Genomic DNA, 18,024 nt, shown 5'->3' on the forward strand with positions numbered 1-18,024 from the left:
GCCAACTAAAGTAGCGGGATGCGCAAGATAATTCTGCTCGGATCGACGGGCTCGATCGGCACGCAAACCCTTGAGGTAATCGAGGCAAACCGTGACCGTTTCGAGGTCGTCGGTCTCGCAGCCGGCTCCAACCGAACGCTCGTCGAAGAGCAGGCGGCTCGCTTCGGCGTGAAGCACATTGCGTTCGGTGCCGAGCAGGCGGCGCAGTTGGTTCGGGATGTCCCTGCCGACGTCGTCGTCAACGGAATCACCGGTTCTGTGGGCCTTGGTCCTACGCTCGCGGCTCTGGAATCCGGTGCAACACTGGCCCTCGCCAACAAAGAGAGCCTCATCGTCGGCGGAGAACTCGTGACGTCGCGAGCGAAGCCCGGGCAAATTGTTCCTGTCGACTCGGAGCACTCGGCCATCGCCCAAGCATTGCGTTCTGGCGAACACTCAGAAGTGCGCCGCTTGGTGCTAACGGCATCCGGGGGACCATTCCGGGGTCGCACGCGTGATTCCCTGCGCGACGTGACTCCGCGCGAGGCGCTCGCTCATCCCACCTGGGATATGGGGCTCGTGGTGACGACGAATTCCTCAACCCTCGTGAACAAGGGCCTCGAAGTGATCGAGGCGCACTTGTTGTTCGACGTACCTTATGACCGTATTGCTGTGACGGTGCATCCGCAGTCGATCGTTCATTCGATGGTCGAGTTCGTAGACGGCTCCACCATTGCTCAGGCCAGCCCGCCCGACATGCGGTTGCCGATTTCGCTCGGTTTGGACTGGCCGAACCGCGTCGCGGGCGTCGGCGCTCCACTCGACTGGACGACGGTGAGCACCTGGAACTTTGAGTCTCTCGACAACGAGGTATTCCCTGCGGTGGAAATGGCGAAAGCTGTTGGCGCGGCCGGCCTCACCTTCCCCGCGGTCTTCAATGCAGCCAACGAGCAGGCAGTGTTGGCCTTCCATGCCGGCGCCATTGGCTACCTCGACATCTTGGATGTCGTTGAGCAGGTTGTGCAGACCCACGAGACAACCGAGCTGACGTTGGATGCTCTCGCCGAGGCAGAGTCGTGGGCGCGACGTACCGCTGATGCTGTGGTCGCCACTCGCTCCTAGCGGCGGCACTGAACGGGTAGTTCGCCCCCAGTGTGGGGTTGTTCTGCCGCTTCCACAGCACCGGTACAGGTGACCGTCGGTGCGCGTGGCTATTCTTAGCGGGTGGAAAACGTGCTCTTGTACATTCTTGGCATCCTCGTCGTTCTCGTCGGGCTTGCTGTGTCTATTGGCCTGCATGAAATCGGACACTTGCTGCCCGCCAAGCTCTTTGGCGTGCGCGTTAGTCAGTACATGATTGGTTTCGGACCAACGATCTTCTCGCGCAAGCGTGGGGAGACGGAGTACGGCGTGAAGGCGATTCCGCTTGGCGGCTATATCTCGATGGCGGGCATGTTCCCTCCCGGCAAGTCTGAGAGTGGAAGTCGCACGGCCACCACCGGCGTTTTTCAAGCGCTCGTTCAAGACGCTCGTACCGCCAGCGCCGACACCCTGGTCGACGTGGATGAATCGCGCGCGTTCTACAAGCTTCCCGTGCTGAAGCGCGTGGTGATCATGCTCGGTGGTCCGGTGATGAACCTGCTCATCGCGATCGTGATGTTCGCCATTCTCTTCATGGGATTCGGTGTCGCGCAGCCCTCCACGACAGTAGGCAGCGTTTCTGAGTGCGTTCTCGCCGCGACCTCCGAACGACAGACGTGCGAAAGCACCGACCCCGACGCTCCCGGCTTCGCCGCGGGAATCATGCCCGGAGACCGACTCGTGTCAATGGATGGCCAAGCCGTCTCCTCGTGGGCCGAAGCGACCGAATTCATCCGTGCCGCTGCTGGCGATGAACTGAACATCGTTGTTGAGCGCAACGGTGCCGAGGTCTCTCTCGTCGCTGAGCCATTGCTCACTGAGCGCTACGTTTACGACGATCGCGGTCAGATCGTTGAGGATGCCGACGGCGTCGCCCAGACGGAAGAATACGGCTTCTTGGGCATCGGTTCCGCTCTCGAGACCGTGCAGCAGCCGGTAACCGCCGTGCTGCCTGCGGTCGGCGACAACATCGTTTCGGTGGCCAATGTCATCCTCAACCTGCCTCAGCGCATGGTCGACGTCGCTAACGCGGCCTTCGGTCCTGACGAGCGTGACCCTAATGGCCCCATCAGCGTTGTGGGCGTTGGTCGTATCGCGGGGGAAATCACGAGCCTCGACAACGCCCCCGTGGCCGACAAAGTAGCGTCTCTCGTCGGTCTCATTGGCTCGCTCAACGTTGCACTCTTTGTCTTCAACCTCGTGCCGCTCATGCCGCTCGACGGTGGACACGTGGCTGGCGCGCTGTTTGAGGGCGTTCGCCGTTTCTTTGCCAAGCTCTTCGGTAAGCCCGACCCTGGCCCCTTCGATGCCGCGAAGTTCATTCCGCTCACGCTGGTTGTCGTCGTTCTGTTGGGTGCCATGAGCGCCATGCTGATTTACGCCGACATCGTGAAGCCGATCTCGATCTTCTAGGCCGCTGCGTCTGCCGCTGCCGCTGCCGCTCGAGCGCTCGCTATCGCGACCGCTGCTGCGGTTGCTGCAGAACGGTGGCCGGAGTCTTGTCGACTCCGGCCACCGTTGCAGTCGGTCTAGCGATCAGCGTTTCTAGCGGGTGAGTAGCAGCGCGTCGCCCTGACCGCCGCCGCCGCAGAGCGCTACGGCCGCGCGGCCCGAGCCACGGCGTGCCAACTCGTGAGCGGCGTGAACCACTAGGCGAGCACCGGATGCCCCGACCGGGTGGCCAATGGCGATAGCGCCACCGTGGATGTTCACGATGTCGTGGCTGAGCCCGAGTTCGGCGGTGGAGCGCAGACTCACGGCCGCGAACGCTTCGTTGATTTCGGCAAAGTCGAGATCTCCGGCACTCCAGCCGGCGTTGTCGAGGGCAGCGGCAATAGCGCGAGCGGGCTGCGAGTGTAGGGAGTTGTCGGGGCCGGCGACGTGACCCGAGCGGTCGAGCACAGCAAGCCACGTGAGGCCGTGTTCTTCGGCCCATGCGCGACTGGCCAGAATCACGGCGGATGCTCCGTCGCTCAGCGGCGAAGAGTTGCCGGCGGTGATGGTGCCTTCGGGGTCGAAGGCGGGGCGCAATCCGGCGAGGGTCTCAACGGTGGTGTTGGCGCGGACACCCTCATCGGTGTCGAGAACAAGGTCGTCGCCCTTGCGCTGTGGAATCGTCACCGGCGCAATTTCGTCGGCGAAGACGCCGGCGTCGATCGCGGCGGCGGCGCGCTGGTGCGAAGCGGCCGCAATCTCATCCTGCTCGGTTCGTCCGATATCGAGGCGGCCGTTGTGGCGCTCGGTGCTGGCGCCCATCGATTCGGCGTCGAAGGCATCCGTGAGGGCGTCGTGCGCGGCGGAGTCGAGGGCAGAGACTGTTCCGTACGCCCAACCCATGCGCGATCCGGGGAGCACGTGCGGGGCGTTGGTCATGGATTCTTGACCACCGGCAGCCACGACGTTCGCTTCTCCAAGACGGATGAGGCGCGCAGCATCCACGATCGCAGCGAGCCCGGAGAGGCAGACCTTGTTGATGGTGACGGTGGGGGTTTTCCACGCGAGTCCGGCGGCAATGGCCGTCTGGCGAGCTGGGTTTTGCCCGGCACCGGCCTGGATGACCTGGCCGAAGATCACTTGGTCGATGGATTCAACGTCAACACCGGAGCGTTCGACTGCGGCGCGGAGGGCAACAGCGCCGAGTTCGACGGCGGAGAGTGAAGCGAGTTGTCCGCGCAATTTGCCCTGTGGGGTGCGTGTTGCGGAAAGGATCACTACATCGTTGGGTGCGGGGGTGTTGGCCACTGTGCAAACTCCTTTGTTTGGTCGCCGTTGTTGACAGCGTGGTTGCGCAACCATAGGCTACATGAAACCTGAACCGGGTCTCAGGTTCAGATCACAATCCTCCTAAGGCAGCAGGAAAGGTCCCATCATGCGGGTCAGTAAAAAGTACCTCGCTCCGGCGTTAATTGCGACGGTTGCACTCACACTGGCGGGTTGTGCTCCCGCCGTCGACAGCGGAAGCGGCGGCGATGACCTCGCCCCCGTCGATGTCTCGGTCATTACCTCGCAGACAGGCCCTCTTGCGGCCTATGGTGAGGCCTATCTCGCCGGCTTCGATGCCGGTCTCGACTACGCCACCGACGGCACAGGCACCGTCGATGGTCGCGAACTCAACATCACGATCACGGATGACGCTGGCGACGCCGATAAGGCCGTCACCGCAGCCAAGGACGTGATTGGTCAAGGCCAGAAGATCATCGTCGGTACGGTTTCTTCGGGAATCGCGCTTGCCCTCGCTGAGCAGGCCGAGCAGAACAAGGTTCTCTACATCTCCGGCCCGGCCGCAGCAGACGGCATCACAGGCGTGAACGACTACACGTTCCGCTCGGGTCGCCAGAGCTTCCAAGACGTCGCTACCGCGGGTACCTTCATCGGTGACCCGGCAGGCAAGTCGGTTCTGGTCTTCGCTCAGGACACGGCCTTCGGCCAGGGCAACGTTGCCGCCGCCACCGCCGTTCTTGGCGGCCAGGGCGCTGACGTCACGAGCCTTCTCGTTCCCGAGGACGCCACCGAGTTCACTCCCTTCGCCCAGCAGATCGTTGATGCTCAGCCCGACCTCGTGTTCGTTGCGTGGGCCGGAGCAACCTCCGGAGCCATGTGGGAGGCGCTCAGCCAGCAGGGCGTGTTCGACAGCGTTCCTGTCGCGACCGGTCTCGGTGATGTCTCGACCTACGGTGCTTACGGCGCTGCGAGCGACCAGATCAGCTTCCTCAACCACTACTTCGGTGGTGCTACGGACAACGACGCGAACGCGGCAATGGTCAGCTACCTCGAAGCAGAGGGCAAGCAGGCTGACCTGTTCTCGCCCGACGGATTCGTTGCAGCACAGATGGTAGTTCAGGCCGTTCGTGAAGGTGGCGACGATGTGGATGCCATGATCGCGGCTCTCGAGGGCTGGACGTTCGACTCGGTCAAGGGCTCCATCACGGTTCGCGCCGAGGACCACGCCATGATCCAGCCGATGTTCCAGGTCTCCCTTGTTGCCGATGGTGACTCGTGGATTCCTGAACTGGTCACGGCCGTTGACGCTGACGCCGTAACCCCGCCCGTCGCAGAGTAAGTAGCTAACGAACTATGTCGAACCAGCCCGTGCTCACGGTCGAGCACCTTGCCCTCACGATCGGGGGTGCCGTCATCATCGATGACGTGTCACTCTCGATCGCTCAGGGTGAGATGCTCGGCGTGATCGGCCCTAACGGGGCCGGCAAAACCACGCTCTTCAACCTCATTTCTGGGGTGATGACTCCCACCGGCGGAGTTGTCACGCTTGAGGGGCGTAACGTCACGAATCAGTCCATTGATGCGCGGGCCCGGGCTGGGCTCGGCAGAACCTTTCAAACATCCAGTCTCTTTCCGGCGCTCAGTGCGCTCGAGAATGTTCGCCTTGCAGCCCAAGTGAAACTGGGCGGTGCGACCTCAGTCATCCGGTTTCCGCGGGCGCACGACAAAGCGACAACCATCGCTCGAGCTCGCCTCGACGAAGTCGGGCTCAGGCATCACAGCGAAACCGAAGCCGGGGTTCTTTCTCACGGCGACAAGCGCAAGCTCGAAATCGCGATGCTGCTGGCCACCGACCCGAGCGTGATCCTGCTCGACGAGCCGATGGCCGGTGTCGCTTCGGGCGACGTGGCCGGGCTCACCGAAGTGATCCGTCAGGTGCATCAGTCGGGTCGTACCGTGCTCATGGTCGAACACCACATGGATGTCGTACTCGGCCTGGTTGACCGCGTTGCGGTCATGCACCATGGCCAGCTTCTCGCCTGTGACACCCCGGATGCCGTGATGGCAGACGAAGCGGTCCAGAAAGCTTATTTGGGGGCTCCACTATGACCGAGATTGTGACCGAGTCGATTCTGTCGGTTGCTGGCTTGAGTGCGAGTATCGCCGGCCAGCAGGTTGTCGAAGATGTTAGTTTCGAGATGCTCCCCGTCGGCGTGACGGCACTTCTGGGCCGTAACGGCGTGGGAAAGACCAGCACGTTGCGCGCCATCATGGGCTTGATCGAACGCTCCGGCAAGGTGACGATTGCGGGCCAGCGCGTTGATCGTGAACCCACTCACCGCATTGTGCAGCGCGGCGTTGGCTACGTGCCGGAGGACCGCGAGGTCTTTTCTTCGCTTACTGTTGCCGAAAACTTGCGGTTGGCCGAGCGCGATTCTTCGCCAAACCGCCAATTGATCCACGAACTTTTTCCTGATCTTACGGACCGGGCCGGCCAGCTTGCAGGCACGCTCTCGGGCGGTCAGCAGCAGATGGTGTCGCTTGCTCGCGCTCTCGTCAACGACAATCGCGTGCTCCTGGTTGACGAGCCTACGAAGGGCCTTGCTCCACTCATCGTGATGGATGTCGCTAAAGCTCTCGAGCGTGCGGCCCAGACGGTGCCGGTGCTACTCGTTGAACAAAACCTGCAGGTCGTGCGGATGCTCGCCGAGAAGGCCATTGTGCTTGAAGGCGGCCGCGTGGTCTACGACGGCAGTGCCGAAGAACTCTTGAGCAACGAAGCGCTCACGAAAGAACTGTTGGGGGTCGCATGAGCACCATAATTCTTCTGCTCATCACGGGCCTCGGACTCGGTGCGCTCTACTTCTTGGTCGCCTCCGGCCTCTCGCTGATCTACGGCCTCATGGGCGTACTCAACTTTGCGCACGGCTCGTTCCTCACGCTCGGCGCTTTTGCTGGCTGGGAGCTGGCACGGCGAATGGACGGCAGCAGCTGGGGCACCCTCATCGCCTCGCTGGTGCTCGGAATGGCGGTCGGTGCCTTTGTGGCTGCCGCTACCGAGTTCCTTCTCATCCGACGGCTCTACAACCGACATATCGAGCAAGTGCTCGTGACGGTCGGCCTGGCTCTCGCCTCGGTTGCTCTCTTCGAAGGTATTTGGGGCACGGACGCGATTTATGTCACCGCCCCCGAATGGCTATCGCAGACAACCGAAATCTTGGGCGCCCGCGTTCCTAACGATCGCTTCTTAATGATCGGCGCCGCGGTGCTGGTGCTGCTCGGTATTGTCGCCTTCCTGCGGTACACCCGCTTCGGGCTCATCATCCGGGCCGGCGTTGAAAACCGTTCGATGGTGACCGCTCTCGGTATCGACGTGCGCAAGGCCTTTACGGTCGTGTTCGCGATCGGTGGCGCTGCCGCAGGTCTGGGCGGAGTGCTCGCCTCGCACTACTTCGGCTACGTGTCGCCCCAGCTCGGCGGATCCCTGCTGATCTTCGCATTCATCGTCACCGTGATCGGTGGGCTTGGTTCGCTCGCGGGTGCCGCTATCGCTTCGGTTGTTGTCGCGGTGCTTCAGCAATTCGCTAACTACTTTTGGGGCGGAACTGGCGACTTGATGGTCGTTCTGTTGCTCGCCGTCGTGCTGTTGGTTCGCCCGACCGGAATCTTGGGGAAGAAAGCATGAAGTCGCTCTCGAAGTTGAGCCAGCGCACCTGGTGGATCGTCGGTGGCGTTCTCGTAGTCATCGCCGCTCTCTTGCCGTTGCTGAATATCTCGATCCCGGGCGTACTGCCTGGGGCAACCTACACGCCGGGCACGCTGCAACTGCTCGCCCTGGCACTGCTCTTCGCCTCGCTGGCACTGAGCTACCACTTGCTGTTCGGTACCGCCGGCATGCTCTCCTTCGGTCACGCGCTGTACTTCGCTCTGGGGGCCTATGGCCTTGGCATCGTGCTGCACGAGACTGAACTGACGCTGTTGCCGGCCTTGGGCCTAACGCTCGCGATTGTTATTACGGCGGCTTATTTGCTGGGCTCGTTGAGTCTGCGGGTGACCGGCATCTCCTTCGCGATGGTGACGCTGGCCTTCGCTCAAGCGGGCAACGTGCTCGTGCGCCGCAACCCCGGCATCACGGGCGGTGAAGAGGGGCTGCGACTCGACACCGAGCACATCCCTGACTTCTTCATCGGTGTTGTCAATACGCGAAACCTGTACTGGCTCGCCCTTGCCCTGCTCGTCGTCGTGTTCGTGGTTGTCGCCTGGTTCGAGAACTCCCGCGCCGGTCATGCGGTGACGGCCACGCGCGAGAACGAGTTGCGTGTGCGAGTGCTTGGCCTCCGCCCCTTCGGCGTCAAGCTCATGGCGTTTGTCATCGCCTCTGTGTTGGCGTCGCTCGTGGGAATGGTGCACTTGCTGCTGCAGAGCGGCACAACACCCCGCGCCACGTCTGCTGACTTCACCCTCACGATCCTCGTGATCGTGGTTCTCGGTGGTGTCGGCTCCCGCTGGGGCGCTATCGTCGGCGGCATCATTTACACCCTGCTTGATCAGCGTCTTACGGCACTGGCCAGCTCGGATGCCATCGACGGACTTCCGGCAATCTTGCGGATTCCACTCTCCGAACCGCTCTTTATCCTCGGCACGCTGTTTATCCTTGTGGTGTTGTTCCTTCCCGGAGGAATCGCCGGTGCGGTGCAGCGCCTCTCAACAGGCACCAGTCTCGCGCCGCAGAAGCGTCAGCGGCTCGAGGAGGCAGAATGACCCAGTCTGAAGGGCTACACACGCTCGGGCGGTGGACTGCCGACCGCGCCCTCGCTACGCCCGACAGAGTGGCCGTCGACGACCGCGGCGTCGTGCTGACCTACCGTCAACTGGATGACCGGGCCACGGCGCTCGCCGAAGCCTTCCTCGCGGGCGGCTACGGTGTCGGTGATCGCATCGCCACCATCACGGGCAACAGTTCGGACCACGTGGTCGTATTCTTCGCGTGTGCCAAGGCCGGGCTCGTGCTCGTTCCGCTCTCCTGGCGCCTGTCACCGCGGGAGATCGCTCAGCAGCTTGAGCAGGCTGATCCTGCACTGCTCCTCGTTGAGGACGAGTTTTCGACGCTGGGCACTCTTGCCACCGATCGTCTTGTCGCACCAATTGCTCGTGGCATCCTCGGCACCCACGGTATTGAGCGGGACATCGTGGCACCGTTGCGCAGTGAGGCAACGACTCCCGTGCATCGCCCGGTGCGGGACGAGGATGCCCTGCTCATCATCTTCACCTCGGGAACGCTCGACCAGGCCAAGGGCGCCATTCTCAGCCACGCCAATTGCTTCTGGACCAACCTCTCGCTTTCGCGCACGGCCGAGATCACGAGTGCCGACACGGTGCTTGCCGTCATGCCCCAGTACCACGTAGGCGGCTGGAACATTCAGCCGCTGCTGGCCTGGTGGATGGGCGCTACGGTCGTGCTCGAGCGCACCTTCGATCCCGCTCGCGTGCTGCAGCTCATCGCCGACCGCCGCATCACCACGATGATGGGCGTGCCCGCCAACTACCTGATCCTCTCGCAGCATCCGCGATTCGCCTCGAGCGACCTGTCGAGCCTCGCGCACGCCATCGTCGGGGGAGCGCCGATGCCCGAACCGCTCTTGCGCGTCTGGCACAGCCGCGGTGTGGCCTTGACCCAGGGCTATGGCTTGACCGAGGCAGCCCCGAACGTGTTGTGCCTGCCCGATGAAGAAGCGCGCACGCGCATCGGTTCAGCGGGCAAGCCCTACCCGCACGTGGATGTCGACATTGCCGATCCCGTGACGGGAGAGCGCATCGAGGGTGCTGGCCAGGGTGAACTGCTGGTCAAGGGCCCCGGAGTGTTCAGTGGCTATTTCCGTGCCCCCGAGGCCACCGCGCTGGCGCTGCGCAACGGCTGGCTCGCCACTGGCGATCTTGTCAGCCGCGATTCCGAAGGCTACTACCGCGTTCTCGATCGCCTCAAAGACATCTTCATCACCGGGGGAGAGTCCGTTGCTCCCGCCGAGATTGAGGGGGTTCTCTTCGGGCATCCGGCAATCGCCGATGTGGCTGTCGTCGGGGTTCCCGATGAGAAGTGGGGCGAAGTCGCCGTGGCCTGGGTTGTCGTGCGCTCCGGAGCCTCCACGGATGAAACCGACGTACTCAACTTTGCGAGCGCCAGCCTGGCGAAGTACAAAGTGCCCCGGCGCGTGATCTTTACCGAACACATCCCACGGTCATCCAGCGACAAAGTTCGTCGCCGGGTGCTGCTGGGGCAATGGACAGAAGAGTCCGCACAAGCAGGACGGATCAGTTCATGAGCACACCACTCACCGCTCGCGGCACCCGCACCAAGGCGAAGCTCATCGAGGCTGCCGAAACGGTCTTCGCGCGCTACGGCTACACGGATGCCTCCGTCGTGCGCATCACCGAAGAAGCGGGCGTCGGCCAAGGAACGTTCTACCTGTACTTCGCGAGCAAACTCGAGATCTTCGAGGAGCTCGTGGAAGACCTCAACCGCCGCGTACGTCGTGCCATGAGCGAAGCCTCGGGCGCAGCATCCAACCGCATCGAATCTGAGCGGGCCGGCTTTCGTGCGTTCTTCGAGTTCACCGCGGAACACCCCGCGCTCTATCGCGTGGTGCGCGAAGCAGAATTTGTCTCGCCGAAGTCGCTGCGCCTGCACTACTCGCGCATTGTCGACGGCTACATCGAAGGTCTCAAAGAAGCTCAATTGCTGGGCGAGATCGGCGACATCGACCCGACCGTTGCCGCCTGGGCCCTCATGGGCATTGGCGAAATGATCGGGATGCGCTGGGTGCTCTGGGGAGATTCCGCCGACGCCGGTAACGATGCCGACCCCACTGCCAGCGGCACCTCGCGCGTGCCCGACGACGTTCTCGATCAGATGATTACGTTTATCCGCCGCGCTCTGGCCGTGCCAGAGCCGAGCACCGAAGGAGTCGAGAAATGACCGATCTCACGGGCCGTCGCGCCCTCGTCACCGGTGGTGCGAGCGGTATTGGTGCCGCCTGTACCGTCGCACTCGCGAAAGCGGGAGCCCACGTCATCGTGGCTGACCTCAATGGCGATGCCGCTCGGGTTCAAGCCGAACTCGTGGGCGGCGAAGCCTGGCAGGTCGACCTGACCGATACGGCGGCGCTCGCCGACCTCTCGCTCGACGTCGATGTGATCGTCAACAACGCGGGCATCCAACACGTCAATCCCATCGAGACATTCGACCCCGTGATGTTCAGCCGCATCCTCGACCTCATGGTCGAGGCACCCTTCCTGCTCGTGCGGGCGGCGCTGCCGAAGATGTACGAACGCAACTTCGGGCGCATCATCAACCTCAGCTCCGTTCACGGATTACGCGCTTCGCCCTACAAGTCGGCGTACGTCACCGCCAAACATGGGCTCGAGGGCTTCTCCAAGGTCACCGCGCTCGAGGGCGGCGCTCATGGCGTCACGAGCAATTGCGTGAACCCGGGCTACGTGCGCACGCCACTCGTCGAGAAGCAGATCGCTGACCAGGCCAAGGTGCACGGCATCCCGGAATCCGAGGTGGTCGAGAAAGTCATGCTCACCGAGAGCGCCATCAAGCGCCTCGTTGAGCCGGCTGAAGTGGCCGACCTCGTGCTGTGGCTCGCGGGCGACAGCGCCGGCATGGTCACGGGCGCTTCGTACACGATGGATGGCGGCTGGAGCGCGCGATGACTGAACCACACACGACCATCACCGTTCCCGTCATCGGCGGCGAACTGACTGCGGCGGTCTGGGAACCCGAGTCGGAACCTGTCGCCACGATCCTTCTGATTCATGGCATTACGGCCTCGCATATGTCATGGCCGCTCATCGCCGCAGCGTTCCCCAACTGCCGGGTCATCGCACCTGACCTGCGCGGTCGTGGTGCGAGCCGCGACCTTCCCGCTCCGTTCGGGATGCCGCAGCACGCCGCCGACATGAACGCTCTGTTAGAAGCAACCGGCACTGAGTCCGCGCTCGTCGTCGGGCATTCGATGGGGGGATTCGTTGCTGCAACCCTGGCGGCGCAGCACCCGGAGCGTGTCTCCAGCCTGCTCCTCATCGATGGCGGCTTGCCGATCCCAGCACCGGAGGGCACCTCGATGGAGGAGCTGCCGCAGGTGATTTTGGGCCCGGCAGCGGAGCGGCTTTCGATGACGTTCCCTAATCGAGAGAGCTACCAGGAGTTCTGGCGCGTGCATCCGGCCTTCGCCGACAACTTCACGTCGGCAGTGCGCGACTACGTCGACTACGACCTCGTCGGCTCGGCACCGCACCTGCACCCCGCGAGTTCGATCGACGCGGTGAGCTTCGATGCCTTGCAGTTGAGCGGGGACGCGCAGTATCGCGCGGCTCTCGAGGGACTCAGCATGCCCGTGCACTTCATTCGGGCACCGCGGGGTCTTCTCAATCAGGTACCGGCGTTGTATCCTCCGGAACAGTGTGACCACTGGCGGTCAGAGCTTCCTCATGTGGAATTTCACGAAGCGTCAGACGTCAATCACTACACAATTACTTTGACGCAACGAGGCGCAGATATCGTCGCGGGCGTCATGACTCAACTAATGGCGAACCAACCGCGGGAGGTCCGAGCGTGAGTATCGACAAGACAATGGGGTCGGCGGCAGAGGCCGTCGCTGATATTCCGAGTGGAGCATCTTTGGCAGTCGGCGGCTTCGGCCTGTGCGGCAACCCGATGGTGCTCATCCAAGCGCTGCTGGAGTTGGGCTCCGACGATCTCAGCATCGTGAGTAACAACTGCGGTGTGGATGACTGGGGGCTCGGCGTGCTGCTGGCCGCCCGCCGCATCCGCAAAATGACGTCGTCGTATGTGGGGGAGAACAAAGAGTTCGAGCGCCAGTTCTTGACGGGGGAGCTCGAAGTGGAGTTGACCCCGCAGGGAACTCTCGCCGAGAAGCTCCGGGCCGGCGGCTCGGGAGTAGCCGCGTTCTTCACGCAGACCGGCGTCGGCACTCAGGTAGCCGAGGGCGGCCTGCCGCGCCGCTACGACGGTTCGGGCGGCATTGCGATTGCCTCGCCTCAAAAAGAGGTCCGTTCGTTCGACGTCAATGGCACCGCCAAGGATTTCGTGCTCGAAGAGTCGATCACGACAGACTTCTCGCTCGTCCACGCGCTCAAGGGAGACCGCCACGGCAACCTTGTCTTTGCCAAGTCGGCGCGCAACTTCTCGCCGCTTGCGGCGATGGCCGGGCGTATCTGTATTGCCCAGGTCGAAGAACTCGTCGAGCCCGGTGAGATTGAACCGGATGCCGTTCATCTGCCCGGCGTGTACGTCTCGCGGGTGATCGAAGTTGGCTCCGATGTCGAGAAACGAATCGAACGTCGCACAGTGCAGAAGGTGGTCGCATAATGGCTTTGACTCGCGAAGAGATGGCGGCACGTGCCGCTCTCGAACTGGCCGATGGCTCGTACGTAAATCTCGGAATCGGTCTTCCGACGCTCGTGCCGAACTATGTGCCGGAAGGTCGCACGGTGGTGCTGCAATCGGAGAACGGCATCCTCGGTGTCGGGCCATACCCGACCGAAGAGAACGTTGACCCCGACCTGATCAACGCAGGCAAGGAGACGGTGACGACCCTCCCGGGCACCGCATTCTTTGACTCTGCGATGAGCTTCGGCATGATCCGGGGCGGCAAGATTGACGCCGCCATCCTTGGTGCCATGCAGGTCTCTGTTGCCGGCGATCTTGCGAACTGGATGATCCCCGGCAAGATGGTTAAGGGCCCCGGCGGTGCCATGGACCTCGTGCACGGTGCAGCGCGCGTCATTGTGCTGATGGAACACGTCGCAAAAGATGGCAGCCCCAAGATTGTGAATGAGTGCTCGCTGCCCCTGACCGGCCGCGGTGTCGTTCACCGCATCATTACCGACCTCGCGGTCATCGATGTGACCGATCGCGGTCTCGTTCTTCGCGAGCTCGCTCCCGGCGTTGACGAAGAAACCGTGCGCGCCGCCACCGAACCCGAGCTCATTGTCGAGCTCTCCGCCTAACCAGTTTCGCCACTTCCCGTAGTTCAACTCACCAAAGGACACAGCATGGCTACCCTTCTCGACGGCATCGTTCAGCACAGCGTCACGACACCGCGCATTGTCGCATCGGTGTTGGAGCGCCCGGCCGACAACCCCACGTCGACCGTCGTGTTCGTGCACGGCAATGTGTCCTCGTCGCTGTTCTGGCAGCCAACAATGCTCGCGCTCGACAGTAGCGTGCGCGCACTGGCCATCGATCTGCGTGGTTTTGGTGACAGCGAAACGCTTCCCGTGGATGCCACGCGGGGCGTTCGAGATTTCTCCGACGACATCGCCTCGGTTCTCGACGCGCTCAGCATCGAGCGGGCGAGCTTTGTCGGCTGGAGCATGGGCGGTGGGGTCGTTATGCAGTTCATGCTCGACTATGCCGAGCGCGTCGACACCGTTTCGTTTGTGTCTCCTGTCTCGCCCTTCGGCTTCGGCGGAACTAAGGGTGCGAATGGCGAACTGCTGAACCCCGAGTGCTCCGGCACGGGCGGCGGGGGAGCGAACCCCGACTTCGTGGCCCAGCTGAACGCGGGTGATGCGGCCGACGAGTCGCCGACATCCGCTCGCACGGTGTTCCGCACGGCGTATGTGGCGGATGCCGCAGCCCACACCGAACACGAAGATCTCTGGGTCGAATCAATGCTCACGACCGCGACGGGCGAGGACAACTACCCGGGCGACTCGGTTGCTGTTGACGCCTGGCCTGGCTTCGGCCCCGGCGGACGTGGCGTACTCAACACCATGACACCCAATCACTTCAACGTCAGCGCCATTACTGAACTGCCCACGAAGCCACGTGTTCTGTGGGTGCGTGGTGTGCAAGACGCGATCGTGTCGGATGCCTCAGGCTTCGACCTCAACTTCTTGGGACAACTTGGTGTCATCCCGGGCTGGCCCGGCGCAGAGGTTGCCCCACCGCAGCCGATGGTCGAACAGACCCGCGCGGTCTTCGAGCAGTACAAGGCCAATGGCGGCGAGTACACCGAACTGGCGTGGGAGAACTGTGGTCATTCCGCTCATCTTGAGCGTCCGGACGAATTCGTGGCGGCACTGACTGCTCACCTCGGCGCGCGCTAGCGTTCCGCCGATGTTCAGGTGTCGGCTTTAGGATAGATGAGTGCCAGCAATCAATCTCGGAACGCCGAAAGTCCCTGTAGTCCTCGCTCCCCGTCGCAAGACCCGGCAGATCAAGGTCGGTTCAGTAGGCGTCGGTAGTGAGTCGCAAGTCAGCGTTCAGTCCATGACGACAACGCAAACCACCAATATCGATGCCACTCTGCAGCAAATTGCAGAGCTGACGGCATCGGGTTGCGACATTGTGCGCGTTGCTGTGCCTCATCAAGACGACGCGGATGTGCTGCACATCATTGCGAAGAAGAGCCAGATTCCGGTTATTGCCGACATCCACTTTCAGCCCCGCTACGTCTTCTCGGCGATTGATGCCGGAGTGGGCGCCGTGCGCGTCAATCCCGGAAACATCCGCAAGTTTGACGACAAGGTCGGCGAGATCGCTAAGGCTGCCAAGGATGCAGGCACAAGCCTGCGCATTGGGGTCAACGCTGGTTCGCTCGAGCCGAGCCTGCTGCAAAAGTATGGCAAGGCCACGGCAGAGGCGCTCGTGGAGAGCGCTGTCTGGGAGGCAAGCCTCTTCGAAGAGCACGACTTCCACGACTTCAAGATTTCGGTCAAGCACAACGACCCCATCGTCATGGTCAAGGCGTACCGCATGCTCGCCGAGCGCGGTGACTGGCCGCTGCACCTCGGTGTGACCGAGGCCGGGCCGGAGTTCCAGGGCACGATCAAGAGCGCTACCGCGTTCGGCATCCTGCTCTCGGAGGGCATCGGAGACACGATTCGTGTCTCGCTGTCGGCACCTCCCGTGCAAGAAATCAAGGTTGGCCTGCAAATTCTGCAGTCGCTCAACCTGCGTGAGCGCAAGCTCGAAATCGTTTCGTGCCCATCGTGTGGTCGCGCTCAGGTAGACGTCTACAAGCTCGCCAACGATGTTACTGAGGGCCTTGAGGGCATGACGGTTCCGTTGCGCGTCGCTGTAATGGGCTGTGTTGTCAACGGACCGGGTGAAGCCCGCGAAGCTGACCTCGGTGTGGCCAGCGGTAACGGTAAGGGCCAGATCTTTGTGAAGGGTGAAGTCATCAAGACGGTTCCCGAAGCAGACATCGTGGCCACGCTGATCGAAGAGGCGAACCGCATCGCAGCAGAGATGCCTGCCGGTGCTACGGGAAGTCCGCAAGTTCTCACGCCGTAGGCGCACTACCATTGAGGCGTGTCTACACGTCTCTCTCAACTCTTTGTCCGCACGCTTCGCGAAGATCCCGTCGATGCTGAAGTAGCCAGCCACCGCCTTTTGGTGCGCGCCGGCTACATCCGTCGCCAGGCTCCCGGTGTTTTTGCGTGGTTGCCTCTCGGTCTCAAGGTTCGCCGCAAGATCGAGGCGGTCATCCGTGAAGAACTCGAAGCTTTTGGTGCGCAAGAAGTGTTGTTCCCGGCTCTGCTGCCGCGCGAACCCTACGAGCTCACGGGGCGTTGGACCGAGTACGGTGACGGAATTTTCCGCCTCAAAGACCGCAAAGACGCCGACTACCTGTTGGCACCCACGCACGAAGAGGTCTTCACGTTGCTCGTGAAAGACCTGTACTCGAGCTACAAAGACTTGCCGCTGTCGCTCTACCAAATCCAGGACAAGTACCGCGACGAGGCCCGCCCCCGTGCCGGTCTGCTGCGCGGTCGCGAATTCTCGATGAAGGACAGCTACTCCTTCGACTACACGGATGCCGGTCTCGACCTGTCGTATCAGCAGCACCGTGATGCCTACGAGCGTATTTTCACCCGCTTGGGCCTCGAGTATGTTGTGGTGTCAGCGGATGCCGGAGCGATGGGTGGCTCGAAGAGCGAAGAGTTCCTGCACCCGACTCCCATCGGAGAAGACACTTTCGTGCGTTCGGCTGGCGGTTACGCGGCCAACGTTGAGGCGTACCGCACGACTCCGCCTGAGGCGCAGCCGATCGAGGGCCTGCCCGCGCCGCTCGTCTTTGATTCACCCAACACGCCCACGATCGACACCCTCGTTGCTCTCGCGAACGAGCAGCAGGCTCGCGCCGACCGCCCGTGGACGGCGGCAGACACCCTCAAGAACATCGTGCTGGCGCTCACCTCAATCGATGGCTCTCGCGAACTCGTCGTCGTTGGTCTCCCGGGTGACCGCGATGTCGACATGAAGCGTGCCGAAGTGGCGTTTGCTCCGGCCGAGGTCGAGCCCGCCACCGAGAAAGACTTTGCAGAACTGGCCAAGCTCGAGGGCAACCCCGGCTTCGTCAAGGGCTACATCGGTCCTTGGTCGCCCGAGGGCGCCGTTATCGGCGAGAAGTCGGCTACCGGAGTGCGCTTCGTTCTCGACCCCCGCGTTGTTGATGGCACCCAGTGGATCACGGGCGCCAATGTTCATGAGAAGCACGTTCTTGGCCTCGTGGCTGGGCGCGACTTCATCGCTGATGGCACCGTTGAAGTGGCGGATGTCCGCGCCGGCGATCCTGCTCCTGACGGTAGTGGTCCCATTGAGACCGCTCGCGGCATGGAGATCGGTCACGTCTTCCAGCTCGGCCGCAAGTACGCCGAGGTTCTCGGGCTCAAAGTTCTCGATGAGAACGGCAAGCTCGTCACCGTCACGATGGGTTCCTACGGAATCGGTGTCACGCGGTTGATGGCTGCAATCGCCGAGACTACTAACGACGGCAAGGGCCTCCTCTGGCCCAAGAACATCAGCCCCTTCGACGTTCACATCGTCGCGGCGGGCAAGGATGCCGTGGTCTTCGAGACTGCAGAGACCCTCGTTGGTTCGCTCGAGAGCGCTGGCCTCGACGTTGTGTTCGATGACCGCCCCAAGGTCTCGCCCGGCGTCAAGTTCGGCGATGCCGAGCTGCTGGGTGTTCCCATGATCGTGATTGTCGGCCGCGATGCTGCCAACGGAATGGTCGAAGTCTGGGATCGCGCTACCAACGAACGCACGAGTACGCCGGTTGCCGACGTCGTCGCTGCACTCACCAAATAAGCCAGCTAAACTAGCAAGTTCGGAGCCGCAGACGGTTCTGAGTCACAACCCCTAAA

General features: G+C 62.5%; 17 protein-coding genes. 16 read left to right on the forward strand and 1 reads right to left on the reverse strand.

The genetic code is table 11. The features are described from left to right. Positions 1 to 18: 18 nt before the first annotated feature. A complete protein-coding gene (locus tag ACWTV1_RS11295; protein ID WP_498505405.1) occupies positions 19 to 1,101 on the forward strand; it encodes a 1-deoxy-D-xylulose-5-phosphate reductoisomerase in 1,083 nt (360 codons plus the stop codon). 102 nt (positions 1,102 to 1,203) lie between these two features. After that, the gene (locus ACWTV1_RS11300) at positions 1,204 to 2,532 is read left to right on the forward strand and encodes a M50 family metallopeptidase (protein ID WP_100390000.1); all 1,329 of its coding nucleotides are present in this window, start codon (positions 1,204 to 1,206) and stop codon (positions 2,530 to 2,532) included. 132 nt (positions 2,533 to 2,664) lie between these two features. Here the strand turns inward: ACWTV1_RS11300 and ACWTV1_RS11305 are convergent, their stop codons facing one another. Continuing rightward, the gene (locus ACWTV1_RS11305; RefSeq protein WP_498505406.1) at positions 2,665 to 3,861 is read right to left on the reverse strand and encodes an acetyl-CoA C-acetyltransferase; all 1,197 of its coding nucleotides are present in this window, start codon (positions 3,859 to 3,861) and stop codon (positions 2,665 to 2,667) included. A gap of 127 nt (positions 3,862 to 3,988) precedes the next feature. Between ACWTV1_RS11305 and ACWTV1_RS11310 the strand changes: the two genes are divergently transcribed. The 14 genes from ACWTV1_RS11310 to ACWTV1_RS11375 are packed head-to-tail and all read left to right on the forward strand — an operon-like array spanning position 3,989 to position 17,968. Further along, on the forward strand, positions 3,989 to 5,179 hold the full coding sequence (locus ACWTV1_RS11310) for a substrate-binding domain-containing protein (RefSeq protein ID WP_100390002.1): 1,191 nt from the start codon (positions 3,989 to 3,991) through the stop codon (positions 5,177 to 5,179). Between the two features lie 14 nt (positions 5,180 to 5,193). Beyond that, positions 5,194 to 5,949, forward strand: a complete 756-nt coding sequence (locus ACWTV1_RS11315) for an ABC transporter ATP-binding protein (protein ID WP_498505407.1) — start codon at positions 5,194 to 5,196, stop codon at positions 5,947 to 5,949. Continuing rightward, on the forward strand, positions 5,946 to 6,653 hold the full coding sequence (locus ACWTV1_RS11320) for an ABC transporter ATP-binding protein (RefSeq protein WP_498505408.1): 708 nt from the start codon (positions 5,946 to 5,948) through the stop codon (positions 6,651 to 6,653). The genes ACWTV1_RS11315 and ACWTV1_RS11320 overlap by 4 nt, the downstream gene beginning before the upstream one ends. Next, entirely contained in the window at positions 6,650 to 7,525 is an 876-nt protein-coding gene (locus ACWTV1_RS11325) for a branched-chain amino acid ABC transporter permease (protein ID WP_100390004.1), read from the forward strand. The genes ACWTV1_RS11320 and ACWTV1_RS11325 overlap by 4 nt, the downstream gene beginning before the upstream one ends. Then, on the forward strand, positions 7,522 to 8,601 hold the full coding sequence (locus tag ACWTV1_RS11330; RefSeq protein ID WP_100390005.1) for a branched-chain amino acid ABC transporter permease: 1,080 nt from the start codon (positions 7,522 to 7,524) through the stop codon (positions 8,599 to 8,601). The genes ACWTV1_RS11325 and ACWTV1_RS11330 overlap by 4 nt, the downstream gene beginning before the upstream one ends. Next, a complete protein-coding gene (locus ACWTV1_RS11335; protein ID WP_100390006.1) occupies positions 8,598 to 10,160 on the forward strand; it encodes a class I adenylate-forming enzyme family protein in 1,563 nt (520 codons plus the stop codon). Before ACWTV1_RS11330 ends, ACWTV1_RS11335 begins: the two co-directional genes overlap by 4 nt. Beyond that, complete coding sequence (locus ACWTV1_RS11340) at positions 10,157 to 10,813, forward strand: TetR/AcrR family transcriptional regulator (protein WP_100390007.1); 657 nt, start codon at positions 10,157 to 10,159, stop codon at positions 10,811 to 10,813. Before ACWTV1_RS11335 ends, ACWTV1_RS11340 begins: the two co-directional genes overlap by 4 nt. Then, positions 10,810 to 11,556: a 3-hydroxybutyrate dehydrogenase gene (locus tag ACWTV1_RS11345; protein WP_498505409.1), complete on the forward strand. Its 747-nt coding sequence runs from the start codon at positions 10,810 to 10,812 to the stop codon at positions 11,554 to 11,556. The genes ACWTV1_RS11340 and ACWTV1_RS11345 overlap by 4 nt, the downstream gene beginning before the upstream one ends. Then, positions 11,553 to 12,461: an alpha/beta fold hydrolase gene (locus tag ACWTV1_RS11350; RefSeq protein ID WP_498505410.1), complete on the forward strand. Its 909-nt coding sequence runs from the start codon at positions 11,553 to 11,555 to the stop codon at positions 12,459 to 12,461. Before ACWTV1_RS11345 ends, ACWTV1_RS11350 begins: the two co-directional genes overlap by 4 nt. A gap of 14 nt (positions 12,462 to 12,475) precedes the next feature. After that, positions 12,476 to 13,234: a CoA transferase subunit A gene (locus ACWTV1_RS11355; protein ID WP_486176355.1), complete on the forward strand. Its 759-nt coding sequence runs from the start codon at positions 12,476 to 12,478 to the stop codon at positions 13,232 to 13,234. Continuing rightward, positions 13,234 to 13,875: a CoA transferase subunit B gene (locus ACWTV1_RS11360; RefSeq protein ID WP_498505411.1), complete on the forward strand. Its 642-nt coding sequence runs from the start codon at positions 13,234 to 13,236 to the stop codon at positions 13,873 to 13,875. The genes ACWTV1_RS11355 and ACWTV1_RS11360 overlap by 1 nt, the downstream gene beginning before the upstream one ends. A gap of 45 nt (positions 13,876 to 13,920) precedes the next feature. Further along, positions 13,921 to 14,979 (forward strand): alpha/beta fold hydrolase, encoded by a 1,059-nt coding sequence (locus ACWTV1_RS11365; protein ID WP_498505412.1) that lies wholly within the window; start codon positions 13,921 to 13,923, stop codon positions 14,977 to 14,979. Between the two features lie 40 nt (positions 14,980 to 15,019). Beyond that, positions 15,020 to 16,168: a flavodoxin-dependent (E)-4-hydroxy-3-methylbut-2-enyl-diphosphate synthase gene (gene ispG / locus ACWTV1_RS11370; RefSeq protein WP_341620809.1), complete on the forward strand. Its 1,149-nt coding sequence runs from the start codon at positions 15,020 to 15,022 to the stop codon at positions 16,166 to 16,168. A gap of 18 nt (positions 16,169 to 16,186) precedes the next feature. Next, complete coding sequence (locus ACWTV1_RS11375; protein WP_498505413.1) at positions 16,187 to 17,968, forward strand: proline--tRNA ligase; 1,782 nt, start codon at positions 16,187 to 16,189, stop codon at positions 17,966 to 17,968. The last annotated feature ends 56 nt before the right edge of the window (positions 17,969 to 18,024 follow it).

Source organism: Salinibacterium sp. VpJ6, from assembly GCF_059767345.1.